Consider the following 18618-nt stretch of genomic DNA (forward strand, 5'->3'; position numbering starts at 1 on the left):
AAATGACCAAAGCCGACCTCGGCCGATACCGCCTTGACTTCCTGGATTACCTGCTGGATATCCGGGGCTATTCGGATCTGACGGTCAAGAGTTACGACGAGGCGCTGCGCGAAGCGCTTCCCCGGGTCGAATGGGAGCAGGAGTCGGGCATCGCCGTGATTGATCTGATGCCCTACCGGCTGATGATCGCTGCGCAAAAGCCCCGGACGATCGCGAAGAAGCTCAGTGCCTGGCGCAGTTACGTCGCCTACCTGAAAAAACAGGGTATGGCGGTGGAGCTTCGTGCGGATGAAAGCATCAAAGTCCCCAAAACCCTTCCCAAGCCCGTCTCCCACGCCCATATCATGGAAGCTCTCGCCGTCACCGAACCGGAGGAACGGCTGGTGGTGACGCTGCTGTATACCCTTGGGCTGCGTCTTTCGGAACTGTACGGCCTGCGAATGGATCAGATAGGGCAGGAGTGGGTGCGCATCCGGGGGAAGGGGGAGAAGGTTCGTGATGTCCCGCTGACACAGGCGGCTGGCGAGGTAATTGCAATACACAAAGAAGCGTGTTCTCCCCGGACTTTCCTCTGCGAGTGTCACGGTAGGCGTTTAAGCGAAAATAGTTTAAGATACCTCGTCAACAGGGCATTTGCGCGGGTCGGCCTGAAGGTGACCCCGCACCAGCTCCGCCACGCGTATGCGACCGAACTGCTCAATCATGATGCCCGGATCGCCGACGTGAGCGAACTGCTGGGTCATGCGTCGATGGCAACGACGCAGATTTATACGAAACTGGGCAGTGCCCTGAAAATGAAGCATTACCGGACCGCCCATCCGCTGTGCAAGGAGACCGATGGCACTGGCTGATTTTCTCGCCCGCTTTTATGACAAGGTCTTCATCGGCCTCTATGCCCACGAAGATACCCTCCAGATAGGGGTTGTGACGCAGACGAGACGCGGCGAGATCCAGGTACGGCAGCGGGTCTTTTTTGCCGGACTGGACGACGAGGCAAGCGCGTTTTTGCAAGAGGCGGTCGAGCGCACGCCCTATAACTACATCGCGGTGCTGACCGATCATGAGCTGTGCGGCGCGGTCCCGACCTGTTCGCTTTCCAAGGCAAAAGAGATGGCACCGATCGTTGAACGGAGCCGGACCCTCTGTATCGATGAAGAGTGGATGAATTACTGCGACGAAGAGGTGCTTTACGGGCTTCAGGAGCGCTATGCGGATCTGGCCCCCGATGCCATCTACACCCCCTTTGCCGTACTGCATGCCTATTTTGAATCGACCATGGCCGGTGTGCACGCGCTTTATGTACTGATCACGCCGGGCGGGATGAGCCTGGCGGTTGTCAAGGAGAGCCATCTGCGCTTTGCAGAGCAGTACCGCTGCAACGGCAACGGTTCCGCCGCACCGATGGTGGAGAAAATTGAGACGACGCTCGATACCTATTACGGCAAACCGTGTTGCAGGGGTGAGTTTATTGAGGCGGTTTATATCCTCGATGCCACCGGTTCGGGAGAAGAACTCGCAGCTGCCCTGGAAGAGACCCTGCTGGTGGAAGCGCAGACCCGCATGGTCGACGCTGCCGCGCTTTGCGCCCAAACGTGTATGAAGGAAAACGGCTATGGATTATAGTTTTATTGATCAGGCGGTCAAAAGCCCCTTTACGGCTGCGGTACGCCGGGTGTGGATCGGCGGAAGCGTTCTGGTCGGACTTTTGCTGGCAGCATCGGCTTCCTTGCACCTGATGAACGGGGAACTGCGGATCGCAGCGGAAAAAGAGCAGAAAGCGCAGGGAACCATTCTGCTCCAGACGGCGCAGCTGCAGACCCAACAGGCACAGTTCACGCGCAAACAGGGGGCGTGGCGGCAGACCGTCGCCACGGATAAGCTCCTGGCGGATCAGCTCTATGATCTGCTCGACCGCATTCCTGACGATGCGGTGCTGTCACGTTTTGCCTATGATGCAAAGAACATCACGTTTGAAGGTACATGCCGCCGTTTCAGCGCATTGAAGGCGGACCTTGAACGTGGGCTGTCGGGGCGCTATGTCCTGGCGGATTCCACATTCAAATCCGGACGCTTCAGCCTGCGGTTTGACGCTACGGGAGGATTGCAGTAATGCTGAAACGCCAGAGTACGAGTTTTGAACTGACCCTTTCGTTCTTCGCGGTGATCCTCATGAGCCTCGGCGTGACGATCGGCGTATTGATCCCGGAGACGAAAGCTTACCTGCAACTTCAGGATGAGGTCCAGAGCGCGGTCGAGCGCAGTGACCGGCTGCAGATGGCGTATGACCGGCTCTATGAGAACAAGGAACAGCTGGCCGTGGAAGATGCCCGGCTATCCGAGCGTTTCGAGAACCCGCTTGATGCCGCGCAGCTGCAGACATGGATTGCAACGGTACTGAAAGATGCCCCGCTAAGTGTCAGGGCATCGGCTGGAGGATTCGAGGTCTCCGCACTGTTGAAAAGCCCGATGGCCTTCTATACGCTGATCGGTACGCTCGAGACAGCACCGTGGGTTTTGACGGTGGGGCCTTCCGTTTCCATGCAGGCCGAGAAGGGACTGGTCAGAGTGACGTTTTCGCTGCTCCCTTTGACGCAGAAAGCTGCGTCTTCACCGCGTTGAAACACGCCTGATCCTTATAGAGATAGGGACGGACAGCCGGTCCGATGCCCAGTAGGCGGCATGTTTCCCTGAACGTTTTCGGCATGGATGCCTCTGCCAATGGTGTCACCAGTGTGCAGCGAGGGGTGATGCTCAGGGCATAGCGCCGTCCCAGCACAAGCTCATCTTCGTTCAGCATCCGCTCTTTTTCCCCTTGGCGCAGAAGGTACCCCTGCCGTTTCAGCCAGCGGTCAACGGCGCGCATCAGTGTGGCACGGTCCTGCCGGCCGGCAAACATGAGGATCTCATTGTCGATGGCGGGAACCGGCAGCGGCGGCAGGGCCGCGGCATCGCGGCCGAGAAAGTCCAGCGTGTTCCGGATCCCGGTACTGTACTGCTCCAGCAGGGGTGAGGCGTGCTGCTCCCGGAAGCGGTTGCGCATATGGCGGGGATCGCTGTTGGTACTGTCTTCAAAGTAGCGGTATCCGTGCGTATCGAGCCAGGAACGCAGGTCGTTTTTGGTGACATCGAGCAGGGGACGGACAAGCTGGTATCCTTTGCGCTGGGTGACCGGGGCCATCCCCAGTAGCTCGGGGAGTCCGGCACCCTTGCACAGCTGCATCAGCAGCCACTCGAGGCGGTCGTCAAGCTGGTGTGCCGTCAGCAGGACGGTATAGCCGTGCTGCGTGATCAGTGCGTCGAAGAAGTCATAGCGGATACGGCGGGCTTCCGCCTCGAAATTCTCCCGGATCGTGTCGGCATTATGAAGGTAGCATGCTTTGCCGTACTGTTTTGCCAGGGCAAGGGCGTGGGCAGCTTCCGCATTGCTCTGTTCTCTTGTATGGTAGTTGACGTGGGCGATATCGAAGGGGATATTTTCCTGCAGCAGGAGGTAGAACAGGGCGGTTGAATCGATGCCGGCGGAGAAGGCCAGCAGATTCTTTCCCGCTTTTAAATGGTCGAGGGTCTGCGCCTCAAGCATGGCCTGTAACGGTCGCCGTCAGCGTCTCCCCGACGAGTTCGGTGATCTTGGCGCGGTAGGGGACCCCGAAGGAGAGCTCTTCGTCGAGGGCGTTGTCGTTGACGTAGATCTCGCCGTCGATCTCCGGGGCCCAGTGCAGGTCGCGGGCGCTGAGAAGGTATTCGTGCTCGTCGCTTTCGCCGTCGATGACGAGGATGATCTCACGCCCGACCATCTTCTGCAGGGAGGCAAGTTTCGCCTCTTCGGCAATGGCACCGAGGAGCTCGGCGCGCGCTGCGATCGTCTCCGGGTCGACCTTGTCCGTACGCTCAAAGGCGCTTGTTCCCTCTTCGTCGGAGTAGGCGAAGACATTGATACGGTCAAAACCGAAGTCACGGGCGTAGTCGCACATTGTCTCGAAGCTTTCCTCTGTTTCGCCCGGATGCCCGACGATAAAGCTGGTACGCACGAAACGCTCCGGCAGTCTGCGCATGTAATCGAGCAGTTTCTCCGTCTGCTCACGGCCGGCACCGCGTTTCATGATCTTGAGCATGCTGTCGTCGATATGCTGGATAGGCATATCGAAATAGTTGTGGAAGATTTTCGAATTCGCGATCGTCTCCAGCAGTTTCATCGACGTGGTCGTGGGGTAGAGGTAGAGGATACGTGCGCTTCTGACGCCATCGATCAGCTCAATACGTTTGATGAGCTGGATAAGCCCGTCTTTGAACCCCTGGTCGCGGAGGAAGGAGCTGGAGTCCTGGGAAATAAAGCTGAAGTCGTAATAGCCCTTCTTCACAAGCCCCTCGACCTCGGCGGCGATGCTCTCCAGGGTGCGGGAATGCAGTTTGCCTTTGAAGGAGGGGATGGCGCAGAAAGAGCAGCTCTGGTTGCATCCCTCGGAGAGTTTGACGTAGGCGTGATAGGTGGAACCCGTGACGACGCGCTCGGCGCCGTCGATGAGGTAGACCTCGTCGCTGAAGCGGCTCTGCTTCGCCGCCAGGAGTTCGTCGATCTTGTCATAGTCGCCGACACCGGTGAAGATGTCGACCTCGCTGAGCTCTTTGCTCAGCTCCTCTTTGTAGCGTTCGCTGAGGCAGCCGGCCATCACAAGCACCGAGTCGTCTTTGCGGGCGGCATCAAGGCTCAGGACCGTGTTGAGGGACTCCTCCTTCGCCGCATCGATAAAGCCGCAGGTGTTGACGATGATGACGTCGGCATCTTCGCTCTCGGGCGTCAGTTCATATGATTGGAGCCGTCCCATCATGACTTCGGTATCGACGAGGTTCTTGGTACACCCCAGTGAAACGATATGCAGTTTTTTTGTACTCATGAATTGCCTGTGACAGGGAACAGCGGTTTTCACCGCACCCTTTATTATAATTACGCAATTATAGCGAAAGGGCGAAAGGAGACGCGTGGAGTTTGATGTAGCCATTCTCGGCGGCGGCGCGGCGGGCCTGATGGCCGCGGCCCGCCTGAGTGAACGGGGCGGGTTCTCCGTCTGTGTCGTAGAGGTCAATGCCAAGCCGGGCGCCAAAATACGCATCAGCGGGGGCGGGAAGTGCAACCTGACCAACGTTTCGGTTTCCGAAGGCAACTATCTCGGGGATGAGACACTGGTAAAGAGCGTCCTGAAACGTTTTGACGACCATGCTTTGCTTACTTGGGTCCGGACGCGGGGGTGTGAACCGGTGATCCGCAAAGCGCGTTACTACTTCTGTCCCCGCAGTGCACAGGAGATGATCGACATCCTGGTTCAATCCGCTGCCGGGACCCGTTTTTTTCTCGGGGATAACATAGAAGGTGTCCGAAAAGTGGAGGGAGAATTTCTTATCACGACTAACAAACGGGCATTGAAAGCGCGCAACGTCATAGTTGCGACGGGCGGCGTCAGCTACGCCTCCGTCGGCGCGACGGATATCGGTCTGAAGATCGCGGAAAGCTTCGGAATCGAAACGGTGCCGTTCCGTCCGGCGCTGGCGGGGATGACCCTGCAAAAAGAGCAGTTCTGGATGAAAGCCCTGACCGGGATCAGTTTCCCGGTGACGATAAGCGTGGGTGAGAAGCGCCTGCGTGAAGATATGCTCTTCGCCCACCGGGGTATCAGCGGTCCCGCCGTCCTGTCCGCATCACTCTACTGGGAGAAGGGGACGATCGCAATCGATTTCCTTGACGGAGTCACTGTCGAAGATGTGCTGAAGCGGGGCGGGAACAAAAAAATTGCTACCGCAATTCCACTGCCAAAACGATTTGTAACACAGTTTCTTGAAACGCTGGGGGTGACGGACAAGCCCTGCAGTGCAGTGACAGCAGAAGAAAAAGTAATGCTGAAGGCATTCAACGCCTATACATTCGCCCCGGCCGGGACCTTCGGATTTACGAAAGCGGAAGTGAGCAAGGGCGGTGTCGCCTGCGGCGCACTGCAGCCCTATGCTTGCGAGAGCCGGGAGGTGGAGGGACTCTACTTCGTTGGGGAGGTCGTCGATGTGACGGGGGAGCTTGGCGGTTACAACTTCCAGTGGGCCTTTGCAAGCGGACGGTGCGCGGCGGATCACATTACTGCGGTTTAAAGTTGCGTTAAAATCGCAGTGGGTATAATCAGGGAAACACAGCAGGTGTTATACTGTACTAAAAGGTGTACTATGTTGAAAAAAATCATGCTGCCGGCATTGTTGGTTCTGGGAATGAACGCCTATGCCGAAGAAGAGATTGCCAAAGGGCTTATCGGGGTGGAAGCCGGATACGTTAATACAAAATACAACACGGAAAATACGGCAGTCGGTGAAACCGCGGAAGTGGGAACAGCGACACTCGGTTTGAAACTGGGTGCGGAGAGTCGCCACTACCGTGTGTTTATTGACAGCAGTTTCTGGTATACGGACCAATACAAGAAAGCAGGGAAGATCGGTGCTTCACTGCAGTATCTTGTGCCAATCGGCGATGTTTTCAATATCTTCATGGGTCTTAATGCGGGTGTCATCAACTCGATCAATGATACGGATGTTGACCCCTACTATGGTGCGGATCTCGGTTTCAATTTGAACGTAAGTGAAGATTTCGGCATCGAAGTGGGGGCAAGATACTGTGACGTTGCAGACTCAAGTAAAGCTCTCGTGATTAATGACATGGTACAGGGGTATATCTCTGCCATTTTCAAATTTGACAGCGATTATTAATCCGCTGTTTTAGCAGCGGCCAAGCCGCTGCACTGCATCTATAGCATTGATCTACAATGCAACGGTTTTATCTTCGTTCTGAAGAGCTCACGTCTTGACGTATGTAACCGTGTTCCCCAATATGTTTTCAGAAATATCGTATGATCCGAATAATTGCATTGGACTTTTTGCCCGTATTTTCTATAACGTTTTGAGAGGGAAGCGATGCGTGCCCCCACTATGCAGCAAAGAGATTCTAGAGATGATCAAAACTCCGTATATAAGCGTCGACGGTATTGTCGAACTTTTTAACGATGAAGGAACCTTTACCGGTATCGTACTGATCTCGCGGAAAAACCCGCCCCATGGCTGGGCGCTTCCCGGCGGATTTGTTGATATCGGCGAAACGGTCGAACAGGCGGTGCGCCGTGAGATGCAAGAAGAGATCAGCCTGGATGTGCAGGTGGAGCGGTTGCTGGGCGTCTACTCGGACCCTTCCCGCGATCCGCGTTTTCACACGGTTTCAGCCGTTTTTGTCTGCCGGGCGTCAGGGACACCCCGGGCCGCCGACGATGCGAAAGAGGTTCGGGTCGTTTCCCGCGAGGAAGCAGGCTCGTTGCCGCTGGTCTTTGACCATCAGCGGATCGTGGATGATTACCTCTCGGGGAAGCAGTGCGTGACCGACTGAGCCGCTGCCATCGGCGCCTCAGAAAGGAGTGGCTATAATTGCGTAATTTTTTTCAAGGCGATAGCGATGTTGACATTTAGTGACCTGCTGCTCAAACTGCAGCAATTTTGGAAGGAACAAGGCTGTAATATCGTACAACCCTACGATATCCCGGCCGGTGCGGGGACGTTCCACCCCGCGACGTTCCTCCGTTCGCTTGATTCGACGCCGTGGTCGGTGGCCTATGTCGCCCCGAGCCGCCGTCCGACGGACGGGCGCTACGGCGAGAACCCCAACCGCCTGGGGAGCTACTACCAGTTCCAGGTCCTGATCAAGCCTAGCCCGGACAATATCCAGGAGCTCTACCTCAAAAGTCTGGAGTATCTCGGGCTGAACCTCAAAGAACACGATATCCGTTTTGTCGAGGATAACTGGGAATCCCCGACACTGGGGGCCTGGGGTCTTGGCTGGGAAGTCTGGCTCAACGGGATGGAAGTCACGCAGTTCACCTATTTCCAGCAGGTCGGCGGGGTCGCCTGCGACCCCGTCGCCGTCGAGATCACCTACGGGACGGAACGCCTGGCCATGTACCTGCAGGGCGTCGATACGGTCTTTGACATCGTCTGGAACGACAAGGTGAACGGCGGAGCCGGAGAAGGTGCCCTGGGGCAAAACGCATTCGGCAAGACGCTCTACCGCGACATCCATAAAGAGGGGGAGATCGAGTTCTCCAAGTATAACTTCGAAGTGGCAGATACGGCGATGCTCTTTGCCGACTTTGATGCGAAGGCCGCGGAGTGTAAGCGTGCCCTCGATGCGGAACTTCCCTTGCCGGCGTATGACCTCTGTATGGCGGCCAGCCATACCTTTAATACCCTTGATGCGCGCAAGGCGATTTCCCAGACGGAACGCGCCAACTACATCCTCAAGATCCGCGAACTGGCAAAGGGGTGCGCGGAGCTTTACAAAGCCCAGGAAGCGGAGCGGCTTGCACGCGTAAAGGCGTAACCTCCTTTTCATGAAACTCATCGGCCAGATCGAGAAGATCTTTTACGAGGACGAAGGCTTCTTCGTCGGCGTGCTGGGTACAGGTGAAAAGATCAGCGGGCACTACTTTGAGAGCAGTGTTGCCAGCATCGAAAACGCGGCCGTCACCCTTGAAGGCGAATACGTCGAACACCCCAAATACGGCCGTACCTTCAAATTCCATACGCTTAACGTCAACCAGCATGAACTTTTTTTCTTTCTCAACCGTGTCGTAAAGGGGTTCCCGAAAAAGGTCACGGCGGAACTGATCGAGCGCTTCGGAGAAGCAGGAGTGATCGAGATTCTCGACAATGACATCGAAAAACTGACGGAATTTGCGGGCATCAAACAGAAGCGCCTGGAACGGATACAGGGGCGCTGGAAACAGTTCCGATCCATGCGTGAACTGGGAAGTCTCCTGGCCCCATATGATGTGACCCCATCGATGCTGACGACGATCGCCGGCGCGATGAAAGATGTCAATGATCCTGTCGCGGCCATCAAAAAGAACCCCTATGTTCTGATCAACGTGGAGGGGATCGGCTTCCGGCGTGCCGATGAGCTCGCGCTGAAGATGGGCGTAGAGACAGGGGACGACCGTCGACTCGCCTGCGCCATGGAGTACGCCATTGCACAGCGCTGCGAACGTGAAGGCAACAGCTGCCTGGGCAAAGCGGAGCTGTTCGCGGAGCTGGATACCCTACTGCAGGAGGGTGCCGTGTCGCAGCGTTATGAAGCTGTGCTGGCGGAGCATATCGCGGAAGAGTCGATTCGTCCGCTGAGTGGGGAGCTGCTCGCACCTGTCCGGCTGTACGAAGCCGAACGCTTCATTTTCGAAGAGTTCCGTCGCCGTCTGAAACGGCGCGACGAACCATTGACGGGCGATCTCGAGGCTTTTTTGGCGGAGACCTCTTTTACACCGGGGGCGCAGCAACGCGAAGCGCTTGAGACGCTTAACGGGGGAACGCGGTTACTCTGCCTGGTGGGGTATGCCGGGACGGGGAAGAGTACAACGGCGAAGCTGCTGCTGGACCTCCTCGCGCTGCGGCATGGGCATGAACAGGTGATCACCTGTGCGCTCAGCGGCATCGCCTCCCAGCGTATCGGGGAGGTGAGCGGATATGAAAGCGCAACGATCCAGAGCCTGCTGGTGCGCTTCGAAGGGCGTGACGCCATGCCCTACAAGGTCGTGCTGATCGACGAGGCGTCCATGATCAATGCACCGCTCTTCGCCCGCCTGCTCAGCAGATGCCACCGGGATGCGGTGATCATCATTGTCGGTGATGACGCACAGCTCCCGCCGATCGGCGCCGGGGACGTGCTCGGCGACATTATCCGGTTCACACTGATGCCGGTGGTGACACTGACGAAGATCTACCGCCAGAGCGAGACACAGGCGATCCCGGCCATCGCCGATGCCGTACGGCACAGCGAAATCCCCGCACTTTTCGGAGACTACGACGATTTCCGTTTCCTGCCGGTCGCTTCACGCGATTTTCCGGACCGTGAAACCCATGCAGAGTCCTTGCTGGCCGCCCTGGCGGAAGAGGCGGTCCGGGCGATCCCGGCCTGCCGGGAACACCTGAAACAAAAAGAGCTCTATGCCTATCTGACGGCATTCCAGGTGATCAGCCCGATGAAGGGCGGTACCCTCGGCACGGAGAACCTCAACCGGGTGCTGCAGGGCTATTTCAATCCTTCCGCCCGCCAGACCGTCCAGCGGGGCGACAGGCGGTTCGCGCTGATGGACAAGGTCGTTCACACGAAAAACGACAACATGCCGGCCTGGAGCCAGGAGGGGTATAAGGCGGAGACCCCTTCGGAAAAGCACCGCATTTTCAACGGGATGCTGGGGCTGCTGTTCCGGATCGACGAGGAGGCGGAGCAGGTTTACGTCGTCTACCCCCTTGAAGAGATGGTCGTCTGCTACGACTACACGCAGCTCACCTCCCACCTGATGCTCGCCTACGCCCTGACCGTGCACAAGGTCCAGGGGATGGAATACCGTACCGTCGCGATGCCGCTGACCTTCAGCCACTACGCCATGCTGGACCGTAAACTGCTCTATACGGCGATCACCCGCGCCAAAGAGCGCTGCGTTATTGCCGGGGAAACGGACGGGTTTGCACGTGCTCTGCTGCGGGGGGAGACGGTTTCGCGCCGTACGGTGCTGCAGTACCTGGCGGCTGCAGAGTAAAATAGTTTTCATTTTCAGTTATATTTTATGACAGCGGGTATAAACTCGATAAAAAAGATGAGGTGTTTTTGCCCTACAGTGCTCCCAGCCCCCTTCATGTCAAATGGAACCGCCTGTTCAATGGCATCCTCCTTGTCACTGCAGTTTTCTCCGAAGAGGTGGAGCTGCTTTATCTCTTCCTCGCACTGAACAGTGTCACGCTGGTGGTCCAAATACGGCGCGGTCCGGCACGATGGCTGCTGCTGCTTTTCGAAAAATATGTGAAAGGGTGGTTGGACGTCCCGCCGGCGTATGAGCGTTCGTATGCCATGACAGTTTCGCGCGAACGTTTTGAGATTGCCCTGCGTCTGCTCGCCATCTCCTTGGTACTGCTCCTTTACCCCTGCTGTCCGCTTGCCGCCTGGCTGCTCACCGTCGCGATGGGGATTTTTATGCTGATCAGCACTTTTTTCGGGTTCTGCCTCTCCTCGTACGGGTTGATCGGAATGCAATATGTCCGAAAGCACTGCTGTGTCCGCGCCTAAAGTGAACCGCTTCGTCGAGCCCGGGAACACGGCCCTTAACCACAACTGCCTGCTGGCACGGAACGGTTTCAAGCCCTATGCGCGGTGTGACCACTGCGAACTCTCCGCACAGTCCTGTATGGGGATGCAGTCGACCGGCGCGATTTTTGTCATCAGTTTCCTGGCGGCCCTGTTCCTTTTTATTGATGATCCGTTCTGGACCAGAGTCAATATCATCCTCATCGTCGGGATGCTGTTCTGGCTGGGGTACCGCATTATGCTGCATACGGACAAATTGGCGGAAACGAGCGAAAAAAACCGCCAGCTCGGTGAACAGCTTGGGCTTTACAACCTTTCGCTCGAGACGGAAGTGAACCGGCGCACTTCCCAACTGCGGAAAATGGCGACGCAGGACGGGTTGACGGGGTTGATGAACCGCCAGGCGTTCGAACAGGTGCTGACGAAGATGATGCACCAGGTCAAGGAGGAAGCATCCGAACACGTCCTCTGTTTTATCGACCTTGACCAGTTCAAGATCGTCAACGACACCTGCGGGCATGTCGCGGGGGATGAACTGTTGCGCCAGATCGCCATTCTGCTGAAGGAAGGTCTGGACGAAACGGATGTGGTGGCACGGCTCGGCGGTGACGAATTTGCCATTATCTATGCGGATGTGACACCCAAAACAGCCGAGCAGAAGGCCCAGCGCCTGTTGCAGCGTATCGGCGCCTTCCGGTTTTTGTGGGAGGGCAAAATGTTCAGGATCGGGGCGAGCATCGGTATGGTCGCCATCGAAAAAGGGTGTTGTACCCTGGCCGTGCTGCTCTCCCGCGCCGATACGGCGTGCTATGCGGCGAAGGAGGAGGGACGGAACCGGATCCATATGGCCACGGAAGATGACAGCATCGTCCGCTTGCGCCATGAACAGATGCAGTGGATCGGGCGGATCGAGCGCGCGCTCGAAGAGGAGCGGTTCGCGCTGTATGTGCAGCCTATTGTCGCGTTGACGGATCCGATGGCGGTCGTGCACTACGAAGTCCTGCTGCGGATGAAGTCATATGATGAGAACATGGTGGCACCGATGGCCTTTATTCCCGCGGCGGAACGCTACGGAAAGATGGTGGATATGGACCGGTGGGTGATCGAGACACTGCTGGGCAGCTTCTACGATGTCCGGCGGCAGCTGCGCAAAAATGTCCGGTTCAATATCAACCTTTCCGGGCTCTCCCTCAATGATGAAACGATGGCCGGGTTCATCCAGGAGTGTTTCGAACGCTTTGCGGTGCCTTATGAAGCGATCACCTTTGAAGTGACCGAGACGGCAGCGATCGGGAATATTAAAAATGCCAAAGCGTTCATCGAACACTTTAGACTGCTCGGTTGCCGTTTCGCCCTGGATGATTTCGGCTGCGGCCTCTCCTCTTTCGCCTATCTGCAGAACCTGCCGGTGGATTACCTCAAGATCGACGGTTCGTTCGTCATGGACATCGACAGCAACGATGTCAACCTGGCGATGGTCGACGCGATCAATAAGATCGGGCATGTCATGGGGATCAAAACGGTGTGCGAATGCGTGGAGAATGCCTCGGTAATCCGGATGCTGGAGACGATCGGGGTGGATTTTGTCCAGGGGTACCACGTGGGCCGTCCGCAGCCGCTGAGCGCACTGCACGGGATCTGATTACTCACCCAGACCTTTAAAGTATTTCCGGACATCGGGCAGGCTTTTGCGGGGGACCTGTACGAGGAGGGGCTGCCGGGCCGGGTCGAGCCAATGAATGATGGTTTCGAGCGCCGGTACCGGCATGGAGGTGCACCCGGCCGTCCCCGAACCGGGGGCTCTTTCGATATGCAAAAAGATGCATGAACCGCGTCCGGCTTCGGCGTCGCCGTTGTGCCCGACGACGACACCCCACCGGTAAAGCCCGTCCTCCCGCCGCATCCACTCGAAACTGCCGAAGGCGTATTCCGGCCGGACGGTAACGACACGGTTATAGGCCGCCGAACGGCTGTCGTCGATACAGACCAGGTCCGCAGAGGCTTTGATGTAGGGCATCCGCGTCTCGGCACCGGCGGCATAGCCGAAGACCGGGCCCAGGGTGAAGATTCCGGCGGGGGCCCGCCCGTCCCCTTCATGTTTGACCGGGTCGGCAGGGGATCGGGGCAGCTCAAGGGTGCCGATGCCCCAGCCGAGCCCGTTACGGCCGAGGTTGACGGGGACACTTTCGCCGATGCGCTTCCAGCCATCCGCAGCGGCCGTGTAACGCTGCAGCACGGCAGTAGAACGGTTCATATCTTCCGCGACGACAAGCAGGATCTGGTCGTGTGCGTAGAGTGTCACACCGATCACATAAGAAAACAGATAAATCATATTTGCAAAACGTAACATCTCGTGGTACACTTACCTCATAACGATAAAATGGTGGTTACATCATAACATAGACGCCAGGGACGCAAATGAATTTGAGTGTCAGAAAAGCGACGGAAAACGATGCCGAAATCGTGGCAGACGCGATGCTTTCAAGCTCGAGAGCAGGAAAGAAGATCGGTATTTTCGATCTTATTTTCGAGACGTCGGATGAGACGCTTCTGAAAGAGCACCTGCGGGCATTGACGCTGGCGGCCACCAAAAGCTATTGTCATTTCAGCAACTTTCTCCTGGCAGTTTCGGACGGTGCCGTTGCCGGAACGATCTGCGGCTATGAGCCGCGGTTGGCGACCGATGATGTCTTTACGAAAGCCCTTTCGGAAATCGGGATTGATGAGGGGTACCAGGAGCGGATCGCCACTTATCTTCTGGTGAAGCCGGAAATCGACCGGCAGACCTGGGTGGTTGATTTTATGACGGTTAACGAGGGCTTCGAACCGTTGCCCGTCTTCGCGGAACTGATCAAAAAGAGTCTGCTCTCCGCACGTTTGAAGGGGTACCGCAAAGCACAGACAATGGTGGAGATAGGTTCTTCGGACGCACAGATCCTTTATGAAAAGCTCGGCTTTGATGTGATGGACGAGAAGCGCAGCGAGCTGTACGCCGATCAGTTCGGGCGGGCCGGGATCAAACGTCTTCAGATGGCCCTGTGACCTACACGCCTGACGTCTTTTCACTGCTGCCGCCGGTTGCGGCAATCGTACTTGCGCTGTTGACGCGCCGGGTGCTGCTCTCCCTGGCTGTCGGTACTGCAGCGGGGATACTGGTCTTTACCCGTTTCGACCTGGCGGCAGCGGTGGGAGAGACCGAAGCGCTCTTTATCACGCTTTTCAGCACGCCGTGGATATTGAAGACCCTCGGATTTGCCGTTTTGGTGGGGTCGGTCATGGAACTGGTCCGCCGCTCGGGCGGAATAGACGGGTTTGTGCATCTGCTGCAGGAGCGTTACCGGATGCTCCGTTCCCGCCGGGGTGCACTGTTGCTGGTGTACGCGACAGGGCTTGTCATCTTCATCGAATCTTCCATCACCTCGTTGATCGCCGGGGCTATCGGCAGACCCCTCGCGGGGCGTTTCGGGTTCAGCCGCGAAAAACTGGCCTACGTCTGCGACTCCACGGCGGCCCCCGTCTGTTCTTTGCTCGTCATTAACGGCTGGGGGGCGCTGTTGCTGGGCCTGATTACGACGCAGATTACCGCGGGATACCTCCACGGTGATGCCGTCAATATCCTTGTGCATTCGGTCGTGTTCAATTTCTACGCCATGATCGCGCTCGTGCTGACCTTTTCGGTGATCTGGTTTGAGTGGGATATCGGACCGATGCGCCGCTGCAGTGTAGAGCACGGGACCTATGAACAGGAGGGACGGCGCGGCGATGCCTCTTTGATGATCGTTCCGCTGCTGTTGATGGTGGCAGGGGTCTTTCTCTTTTTGTGGATTTCCGGCGGGGGCGATCTGCTCAAGGGGAGCGGAAGCAGTGCCGTCTTCTATACGATGCTGCTGACGCTGGGCGGGATTGCGCTGCAATACCGCCTGAAAGGGGTTATGGCGTGGCAGGAGTACTGGGAGGCGGCCGTAAGCGGTGCACGTGCGCTGATCCCTATTGCCGCGATCCTGCTGTTCGCTTTTGCGATCGGGAAAGTGATCGATTTGGTTGGGACAGGGAGCTACCTTGCCGGTTTTCTCGAAGCGGGGATGGCCCATGCCTGGCTACCCGCAGCCGTCTTCATACTGGCCTCGATCATGGCGTTTGCGACGGGGACAAGCTGGGGAACGTTCAGTGTGATGCTACCTATTGCCGTTGCGATGGGGACCGCGGGGGAGAGCTATATGCCGCTGCTGATCGGTGCCGTGATCTCGGGCGGGGTGTTTGGCGACCACTGCTCCCCGATTTCCGATACGACGATCATCTCCTCCCTCGCGGCGGGGTGTGATCATATTGATCATGTGCGCACCCAGCTGCCTTATGCGCTGCTGGCCGGCGGCGTTGCGTTCGTCATGTTCCTGGCGGCGGGGTACGGTATCGAGGGGCGCTAGGAGGAGAGGAGTTCGAAACCTTCCGCTTTTTTGGCGGAGATGATATTGAGCGAACCGAGCAACGCCTCTTTTTTACTGCTGAAGTAGTGCTTTTTGGATGATTTCGAACAGTGCAGACCGCAGTGGTGGATGACAAGGTAGTCGTTGAACAGCGTCGGGTAGAGGACGATCTTGTAGTAGGAGAGGGACCGGTTGTTTTTGCGTACCAGGGTCATTTTCCGCATTCCTGTTCGGTTTTGTTCATTGTAACGGATTTACTGTCAAAATGCAAAAAAACGGTGGAAAACACCTACACGGCCGGTGCGGAGAAGGGGGACTACTCGCTGTCGGGAGCGGTGACAGCCGTGCGGAATGCCCCGCTGTCGATATAGTGTAGTAGCGCTTTGGGGTAGACAGGCGGAATGGAGACCGTGAGCTCGCCCTTGGGCCCAAGGAAGAGCAGAGCCGTCTCCGTCTGGGCTGCGGATTCAAGCCAGGAACGCGGCACACTGATGTAAAAGTTGTCGTAATAGAGCCCGTTACGGATATGGGAGGTGTAGGGGAAGACATTATGCTGTTGGCCTGCGGTATCGACGGCGCTTTTAAAGCCTCCCCAGGCTTTTGCCCTGAGGCTGAAGAGCAGCAGGTACCTTGCCGGGATGATGTCCGTTACTTCCCCGGCGTCATCCAGTGTCAATTGAACGGTAAAGGTGGTACTGATGGCCGCAACCTCTCCCAGAAACCGGGGAGAGGAGAGCCGGCTCGGCGGCACGATGCTGACGAGGTTACTTTCCGGGTAAGAGACCTCCATATGTTCGAGGAGATACGCTTCCGTCATGGGGTCCGGTATAGGTTCGGGTGCCGGTTTTTTGGCACAGCCCGTAGCCAGGAGAATAATAAGAAGTGGAAGTAACCAAAAGACCGTGCGCTGCATTGTCGACAATTTTACCATATCCTGATACAATCAACCGTATGAAGAAGACGACGATCCTGCTGCTTGAAGACGATACGGCCCTGCACGAAACCCTGAGTGAATACCTTGAAGAGGAGGGTTTTGACGTTGTCGGCTGTTTCGACGGCGAGTGTGCGGAAGACCAGCTTTATGAACGCAGTTTTGATCTTCTGATCCTGGATGTCAATGTTCCCGGAAAGAACGGGTTCGAGGTCCTGCGGGAGGCCAGAGAACGCGGCGTCGAGACCCCGGCGCTCTTTCTGACGACGCGGGACAGCGCCGCCGATGCGGAGCAGGGGTTCGAGAGCGGGGCGGACGATTATGTACGCAAACCCTTCTCGCTCAAAGAGCTGCTGTTGCGGGTCCAGAGTATGCTCCGCCGCCGTTTCTCCCACCCCGTCAGTGAACGGATGGATCTGGGAGAGGGGTTGGCATTCGATGTGCAGAATGCGCTGCTCTACGCCAACGGGGAACCGGTGAAACTGGCCGAAAAACCGCGCAAGCTATTGGAGCTGCTGCTGCAGCGCCGCGGTGACGTCGTGACCCACGAGGTGATCAATACGCACCTCTGGGGCTTTGAAGAGACCCCGAGCGAAGAGGCGCTGCGCACCTACATCAAAACCCTCAGGAGTGCCGTTGGCAAAGACCGTATCATCAGCCACAAACGTACGGGCTATCAGTTTCGCTGAGAACCGGACGTTCCGCTCTTTTGTCCTGCTCTATACCCTGATGGGGCTCGCTATCCTCGCGCTGCTGGGACTGCTTTACTTTCAGGCTTCCAAGTCGGAGATGCTCTCTTCTCACCGTTTGGCGATGCAGCTCGAAGGGGAGAGTTACCTGCCGAACTTGATCAGATGGATGCAGGGGGAACGGGCGGACTTTCCGGCGGACCCGGCCTACGATACCGCTTTTTATCTCGGCGGCAAACGGGTCGGGGGCGATCTGCCGATGCTCCCGCCGGATTTCTCGCCCGGCATTCACGAAAGTGCCGGGAAGATCTACCTGATCATACCGATGGGCTCCTACGGTCTCAAAGACGGCAAAACGGTGATGATGACCGAGGACGACGGGCTGTGGCTTCGGCTCTACTGGCGCAGTGCGGCCATGTACGGTGCCGTTTTATTCATACTGCTGCTGTTGACCGGGGTGGGATTGTCACGCCTTTTCCTCCGGCCGATGAAAGAAGCTGTAGCGCTGCTGGACAGTTTTATCAAGGATACGACCCATGAGCTCAATACGCCGGTAACGGCGATCTTGACCAACGTGGAGCGCCTTGATACGGCGGTTCTGAATGAAAAGCAGCGCAAAAAGATCGCCCGTATCGAGACCGCGGCGCGGACGATCGGATCGATCTATGACGATCTTACCTTTTTGCTATTGCGCCGGGATGTCCGTATTGAAGACGTCCCGATTGATATGGAGGCTTTCGTCCATGAACGCCTGGAGTATTTCCAGACCCGTTTTGACGCAAAGGGATTGCAGCTTGAAATCAGCGTGAATGCGCCGATGGATGTGGTCATGGACCGGACGCTGGCGGCACGCCTTCTGGACAACCTGCTTTCCAATGCGGTCAAGTACAGTGACAGGGAGACGAAAGTGTCGGTAGAGATTGGGGGAAATGTACTGCGGATCGCCAACACCGGGGTGCCGATCCCGGAAGAGAAACTCTCCCGGATCTTCGAGCGGTTTGCCCGGGCGGACGAGAGCCGGGGCGGATTCGGTATCGGGCTGCATCTGGTCGCCCAGATCGCGTCGCGCTACCGTGTCCGCATCCGGGTGGAAACGGAGGGGAAACTGACGCAGTTCGTGCTTACTTGGCCCCGATGAATTCGGCGATCGTTTTGATCTGTGCTTCGTCCAGGGAAGCAGCCTGGCCTTTCATGAGTGCTTTCATAGAAGCGCCGTACGTGCCGTCTTTGTAGCCCTTGAGGGCGGTTTCGATCTCTGCGGGGGTCATCGTATTGATGACTTTGCTTTTGCCCAGGGCGTGTTTTTCGCCGTTGGCACCGTGGCAGGCGGCACATTTCTTAAAGAGGGCCGCTCCGTCCGCCGCGCTGAGTGCGACGCCGAGGATGGTAATGAGTAACAGTGACTTTTTCATGGTGTATCTCCTA

Annotated in this window: 21 protein-coding genes; 15 read left to right on the forward strand and 6 right to left on the reverse strand. The window is 57.1% G+C overall.

Annotation, left to right across the window (positions count from 1 at the left end; translation table 11 throughout):
- Nucleotides 1–2 precede the first annotated feature (2 nt).
- From ACXWTF_RS03075 to ACXWTF_RS03090, 4 genes are read left to right on the forward strand one after another with little or no spacing between them, the layout of a single operon-like run.
- On the forward strand, nt 3–851 hold the full coding sequence (locus ACXWTF_RS03075; protein WP_461713545.1) for a tyrosine-type recombinase/integrase: 849 nt from the start codon (nt 3–5) through the stop codon (nt 849–851).
- Nucleotides 838–1623 carry a hypothetical protein gene (locus tag ACXWTF_RS03080; protein WP_461713546.1) on the forward strand — a complete coding sequence of 262 codons (786 nt, stop codon included), beginning with the start codon at nt 838–840 and terminating at the stop codon, nt 1621–1623. The genes ACXWTF_RS03075 and ACXWTF_RS03080 overlap by 14 nt, the downstream gene beginning before the upstream one ends.
- Nucleotides 1613–2110 (forward strand): hypothetical protein, encoded by a 498-nt coding sequence (locus ACXWTF_RS03085; protein WP_461713547.1) that lies wholly within the window; start codon nt 1613–1615, stop codon nt 2108–2110. Before ACXWTF_RS03080 ends, ACXWTF_RS03085 begins: the two co-directional genes overlap by 11 nt.
- Nucleotides 2110–2619, forward strand: a complete 510-nt coding sequence (locus tag ACXWTF_RS03090; RefSeq protein WP_461713548.1) for a hypothetical protein — start codon at nt 2110–2112, stop codon at nt 2617–2619. The genes ACXWTF_RS03085 and ACXWTF_RS03090 overlap by 1 nt, the downstream gene beginning before the upstream one ends.
- On the opposite strand, the gene tilS is transcribed toward ACXWTF_RS03090, so the two are convergent.
- Together tilS and rimO are read right to left on the reverse strand one after the other, a co-directional pair.
- Complete coding sequence (gene tilS, locus ACXWTF_RS03095; RefSeq protein ID WP_461713549.1) at nt 2561–3580, reverse strand: tRNA lysidine(34) synthetase TilS; 1020 nt, start codon at nt 3578–3580, stop codon at nt 2561–2563. The genes ACXWTF_RS03090 and tilS overlap by 59 nt on opposite strands.
- A complete protein-coding gene (gene rimO / locus ACXWTF_RS03100; protein WP_461713550.1) occupies nt 3573–4892 on the reverse strand; it encodes a 30S ribosomal protein S12 methylthiotransferase RimO in 1320 nt (439 codons plus the stop codon). The genes tilS and rimO overlap by 8 nt, the downstream gene beginning before the upstream one ends.
- An 85-nt stretch (nt 4893–4977) precedes the next feature.
- Here rimO and ACXWTF_RS03105 point away from each other — a divergent pair, with 85 nt between their 5' ends.
- The 7 genes from ACXWTF_RS03105 (at nt 4978) to ACXWTF_RS03135 (ending at nt 12791) form a co-directional block, all read left to right on the forward strand.
- The gene (locus ACXWTF_RS03105) at nt 4978–6132 is read left to right on the forward strand and encodes a BaiN/RdsA family NAD(P)/FAD-dependent oxidoreductase (protein ID WP_461713551.1); all 1155 of its coding nucleotides are present in this window, start codon (nt 4978–4980) and stop codon (nt 6130–6132) included.
- A gap of 72 nt (nt 6133–6204) precedes the next feature.
- Nucleotides 6205–6738 carry a hypothetical protein gene (locus ACXWTF_RS03110; RefSeq protein ID WP_461713552.1) on the forward strand — a complete coding sequence of 178 codons (534 nt, stop codon included), beginning with the start codon at nt 6205–6207 and terminating at the stop codon, nt 6736–6738.
- A gap of 241 nt (nt 6739–6979) precedes the next feature.
- The gene (locus ACXWTF_RS03115) at nt 6980–7405 is read left to right on the forward strand and encodes an NUDIX domain-containing protein (protein WP_461713553.1); all 426 of its coding nucleotides are present in this window, start codon (nt 6980–6982) and stop codon (nt 7403–7405) included.
- Nucleotides 7406–7471: 66 nt separating this feature from the next.
- The gene (gene glyQ, locus ACXWTF_RS03120; protein WP_231020321.1) at nt 7472–8392 is read left to right on the forward strand and encodes a glycine--tRNA ligase subunit alpha; all 921 of its coding nucleotides are present in this window, start codon (nt 7472–7474) and stop codon (nt 8390–8392) included.
- Nucleotides 8393–8402: 10 nt separating this feature from the next.
- On the forward strand, nt 8403–10607 hold the full coding sequence (locus tag ACXWTF_RS03125; RefSeq protein WP_461713554.1) for an AAA family ATPase: 2205 nt from the start codon (nt 8403–8405) through the stop codon (nt 10605–10607).
- A gap of 68 nt (nt 10608–10675) precedes the next feature.
- Entirely contained in the window at nt 10676–11131 is a 456-nt protein-coding gene (locus ACXWTF_RS03130) for a hypothetical protein (protein WP_461713555.1), read from the forward strand.
- Nucleotides 11118–12791 (forward strand): putative bifunctional diguanylate cyclase/phosphodiesterase, encoded by a 1674-nt coding sequence (locus ACXWTF_RS03135; RefSeq protein WP_461713556.1) that lies wholly within the window; start codon nt 11118–11120, stop codon nt 12789–12791. The genes ACXWTF_RS03130 and ACXWTF_RS03135 overlap by 14 nt, the downstream gene beginning before the upstream one ends.
- Here ACXWTF_RS03135 and ACXWTF_RS03140 read toward each other — a convergent pair whose 3' ends face one another.
- Nucleotides 12792–13481, reverse strand: a complete 690-nt coding sequence (locus tag ACXWTF_RS03140) for a L,D-transpeptidase family protein (protein ID WP_461713557.1) — start codon at nt 13479–13481, stop codon at nt 12792–12794.
- Nucleotides 13482–13567: 86 nt separating this feature from the next.
- On the opposite strand from ACXWTF_RS03140, the gene ACXWTF_RS03145 reads away from it, so the two are divergent.
- Together ACXWTF_RS03145 and ACXWTF_RS03150 are read left to right on the forward strand one after the other, a co-directional pair.
- On the forward strand, nt 13568–14191 hold the full coding sequence (locus tag ACXWTF_RS03145; protein ID WP_461713558.1) for a GNAT family N-acetyltransferase: 624 nt from the start codon (nt 13568–13570) through the stop codon (nt 14189–14191).
- Nucleotides 14188–15573 carry a Na+/H+ antiporter NhaC family protein gene (locus ACXWTF_RS03150; protein ID WP_461713559.1) on the forward strand — a complete coding sequence of 462 codons (1386 nt, stop codon included), beginning with the start codon at nt 14188–14190 and terminating at the stop codon, nt 15571–15573. Before ACXWTF_RS03145 ends, ACXWTF_RS03150 begins: the two co-directional genes overlap by 4 nt.
- On the opposite strand, the gene ACXWTF_RS03155 is transcribed toward ACXWTF_RS03150, so the two are convergent.
- Together ACXWTF_RS03155 and ACXWTF_RS03160 are read right to left on the reverse strand one after the other, a co-directional pair.
- The gene (locus ACXWTF_RS03155; protein WP_231020326.1) at nt 15570–15788 is read right to left on the reverse strand and encodes a hypothetical protein; all 219 of its coding nucleotides are present in this window, start codon (nt 15786–15788) and stop codon (nt 15570–15572) included. The two genes, ACXWTF_RS03150 and ACXWTF_RS03155, sit on opposite strands and share 4 nt — an antisense overlap.
- Before the next feature lie 101 nt (nt 15789–15889).
- Nucleotides 15890–16390, reverse strand: a complete 501-nt coding sequence (locus ACXWTF_RS03160; RefSeq protein ID WP_461713560.1) for a hypothetical protein — start codon at nt 16388–16390, stop codon at nt 15890–15892.
- A gap of 134 nt (nt 16391–16524) precedes the next feature.
- Between ACXWTF_RS03160 and ACXWTF_RS03165 the strand changes: the two genes are divergently transcribed.
- Nucleotides 16525–17193 carry a response regulator transcription factor gene (locus ACXWTF_RS03165; RefSeq protein WP_461713561.1) on the forward strand — a complete coding sequence of 223 codons (669 nt, stop codon included), beginning with the start codon at nt 16525–16527 and terminating at the stop codon, nt 17191–17193.
- Complete coding sequence (locus ACXWTF_RS03170; protein WP_461713562.1) at nt 17141–18331, forward strand: sensor histidine kinase; 1191 nt, start codon at nt 17141–17143, stop codon at nt 18329–18331. Before ACXWTF_RS03165 ends, ACXWTF_RS03170 begins: the two co-directional genes overlap by 53 nt.
- On the opposite strand, the gene ACXWTF_RS03175 is transcribed toward ACXWTF_RS03170, so the two are convergent.
- Nucleotides 18315–18605, reverse strand: coding sequence for a c-type cytochrome (locus ACXWTF_RS03175; protein ID WP_461713563.1), 291 nt, complete (start codon nt 18603–18605; stop codon nt 18315–18317). The two genes, ACXWTF_RS03170 and ACXWTF_RS03175, sit on opposite strands and share 17 nt — an antisense overlap.
- Nucleotides 18606–18618: the final 13 nt, after the last annotated feature.

The sequence above is a fragment of the Thiomicrolovo sp. ZZH C-3 genome, from assembly GCF_054862725.1.

What these genes read in the sequence shown, in the direction of transcription:
- ACXWTF_RS03075 (WP_461713545.1), top strand. Translation starts at nt 3, where the DNA reads ATGACCAAAGCCGACCTCGGCCGATACCGCCTTGACTTCCTGGATTAC.
- ACXWTF_RS03085 (WP_461713547.1), top strand. Translation starts at nt 1,613, where the DNA reads ATGGATTATAGTTTTATTGATCAGGCGGTCAAAAGCCCCTTTACGGCT.
- rimO (WP_461713550.1), bottom strand. Translation starts at nt 4,892, where the DNA reads ATGAGTACAAAAAAACTGCATATCGTTTCACTGGGGTGTACCAAGAAC.
- ACXWTF_RS03175 (WP_461713563.1), bottom strand. Translation starts at nt 18,605, where the DNA reads ATGAAAAAGTCACTGTTACTCATTACCATCCTCGGCGTCGCACTCAGC.
- ACXWTF_RS03115 (WP_461713553.1), top strand. Translation starts at nt 6,980, where the DNA reads ATGATCAAAACTCCGTATATAAGCGTCGACGGTATTGTCGAACTTTTT.
- ACXWTF_RS03090 (WP_461713548.1), top strand. Translation starts at nt 2,110, where the DNA reads ATGCTGAAACGCCAGAGTACGAGTTTTGAACTGACCCTTTCGTTCTTC.
- tilS (WP_461713549.1), bottom strand. Translation starts at nt 3,580, where the DNA reads ATGCTTGAGGCGCAGACCCTCGACCATTTAAAAGCGGGAAAGAATCTG.
- ACXWTF_RS03160 (WP_461713560.1), bottom strand. Translation starts at nt 16,390, where the DNA reads ATGACGGAAGCGTATCTCCTCGAACATATGGAGGTCTCTTACCCGGAA.
- ACXWTF_RS03080 (WP_461713546.1), top strand. Translation starts at nt 838, where the DNA reads ATGGCACTGGCTGATTTTCTCGCCCGCTTTTATGACAAGGTCTTCATC.
- ACXWTF_RS03140 (WP_461713557.1), bottom strand. Translation starts at nt 13,481, where the DNA reads ATGATTTATCTGTTTTCTTATGTGATCGGTGTGACACTCTACGCACAC.
- glyQ (WP_231020321.1), top strand. Translation starts at nt 7,472, where the DNA reads ATGTTGACATTTAGTGACCTGCTGCTCAAACTGCAGCAATTTTGGAAG.
- ACXWTF_RS03110 (WP_461713552.1), top strand. Translation starts at nt 6,205, where the DNA reads ATGTTGAAAAAAATCATGCTGCCGGCATTGTTGGTTCTGGGAATGAAC.
- ACXWTF_RS03145 (WP_461713558.1), top strand. Translation starts at nt 13,568, where the DNA reads ATGAATTTGAGTGTCAGAAAAGCGACGGAAAACGATGCCGAAATCGTG.
- ACXWTF_RS03165 (WP_461713561.1), top strand. Translation starts at nt 16,525, where the DNA reads ATGAAGAAGACGACGATCCTGCTGCTTGAAGACGATACGGCCCTGCAC.
- ACXWTF_RS03125 (WP_461713554.1), top strand. Translation starts at nt 8,403, where the DNA reads ATGAAACTCATCGGCCAGATCGAGAAGATCTTTTACGAGGACGAAGGC.
- ACXWTF_RS03155 (WP_231020326.1), bottom strand. Translation starts at nt 15,788, where the DNA reads ATGACCCTGGTACGCAAAAACAACCGGTCCCTCTCCTACTACAAGATC.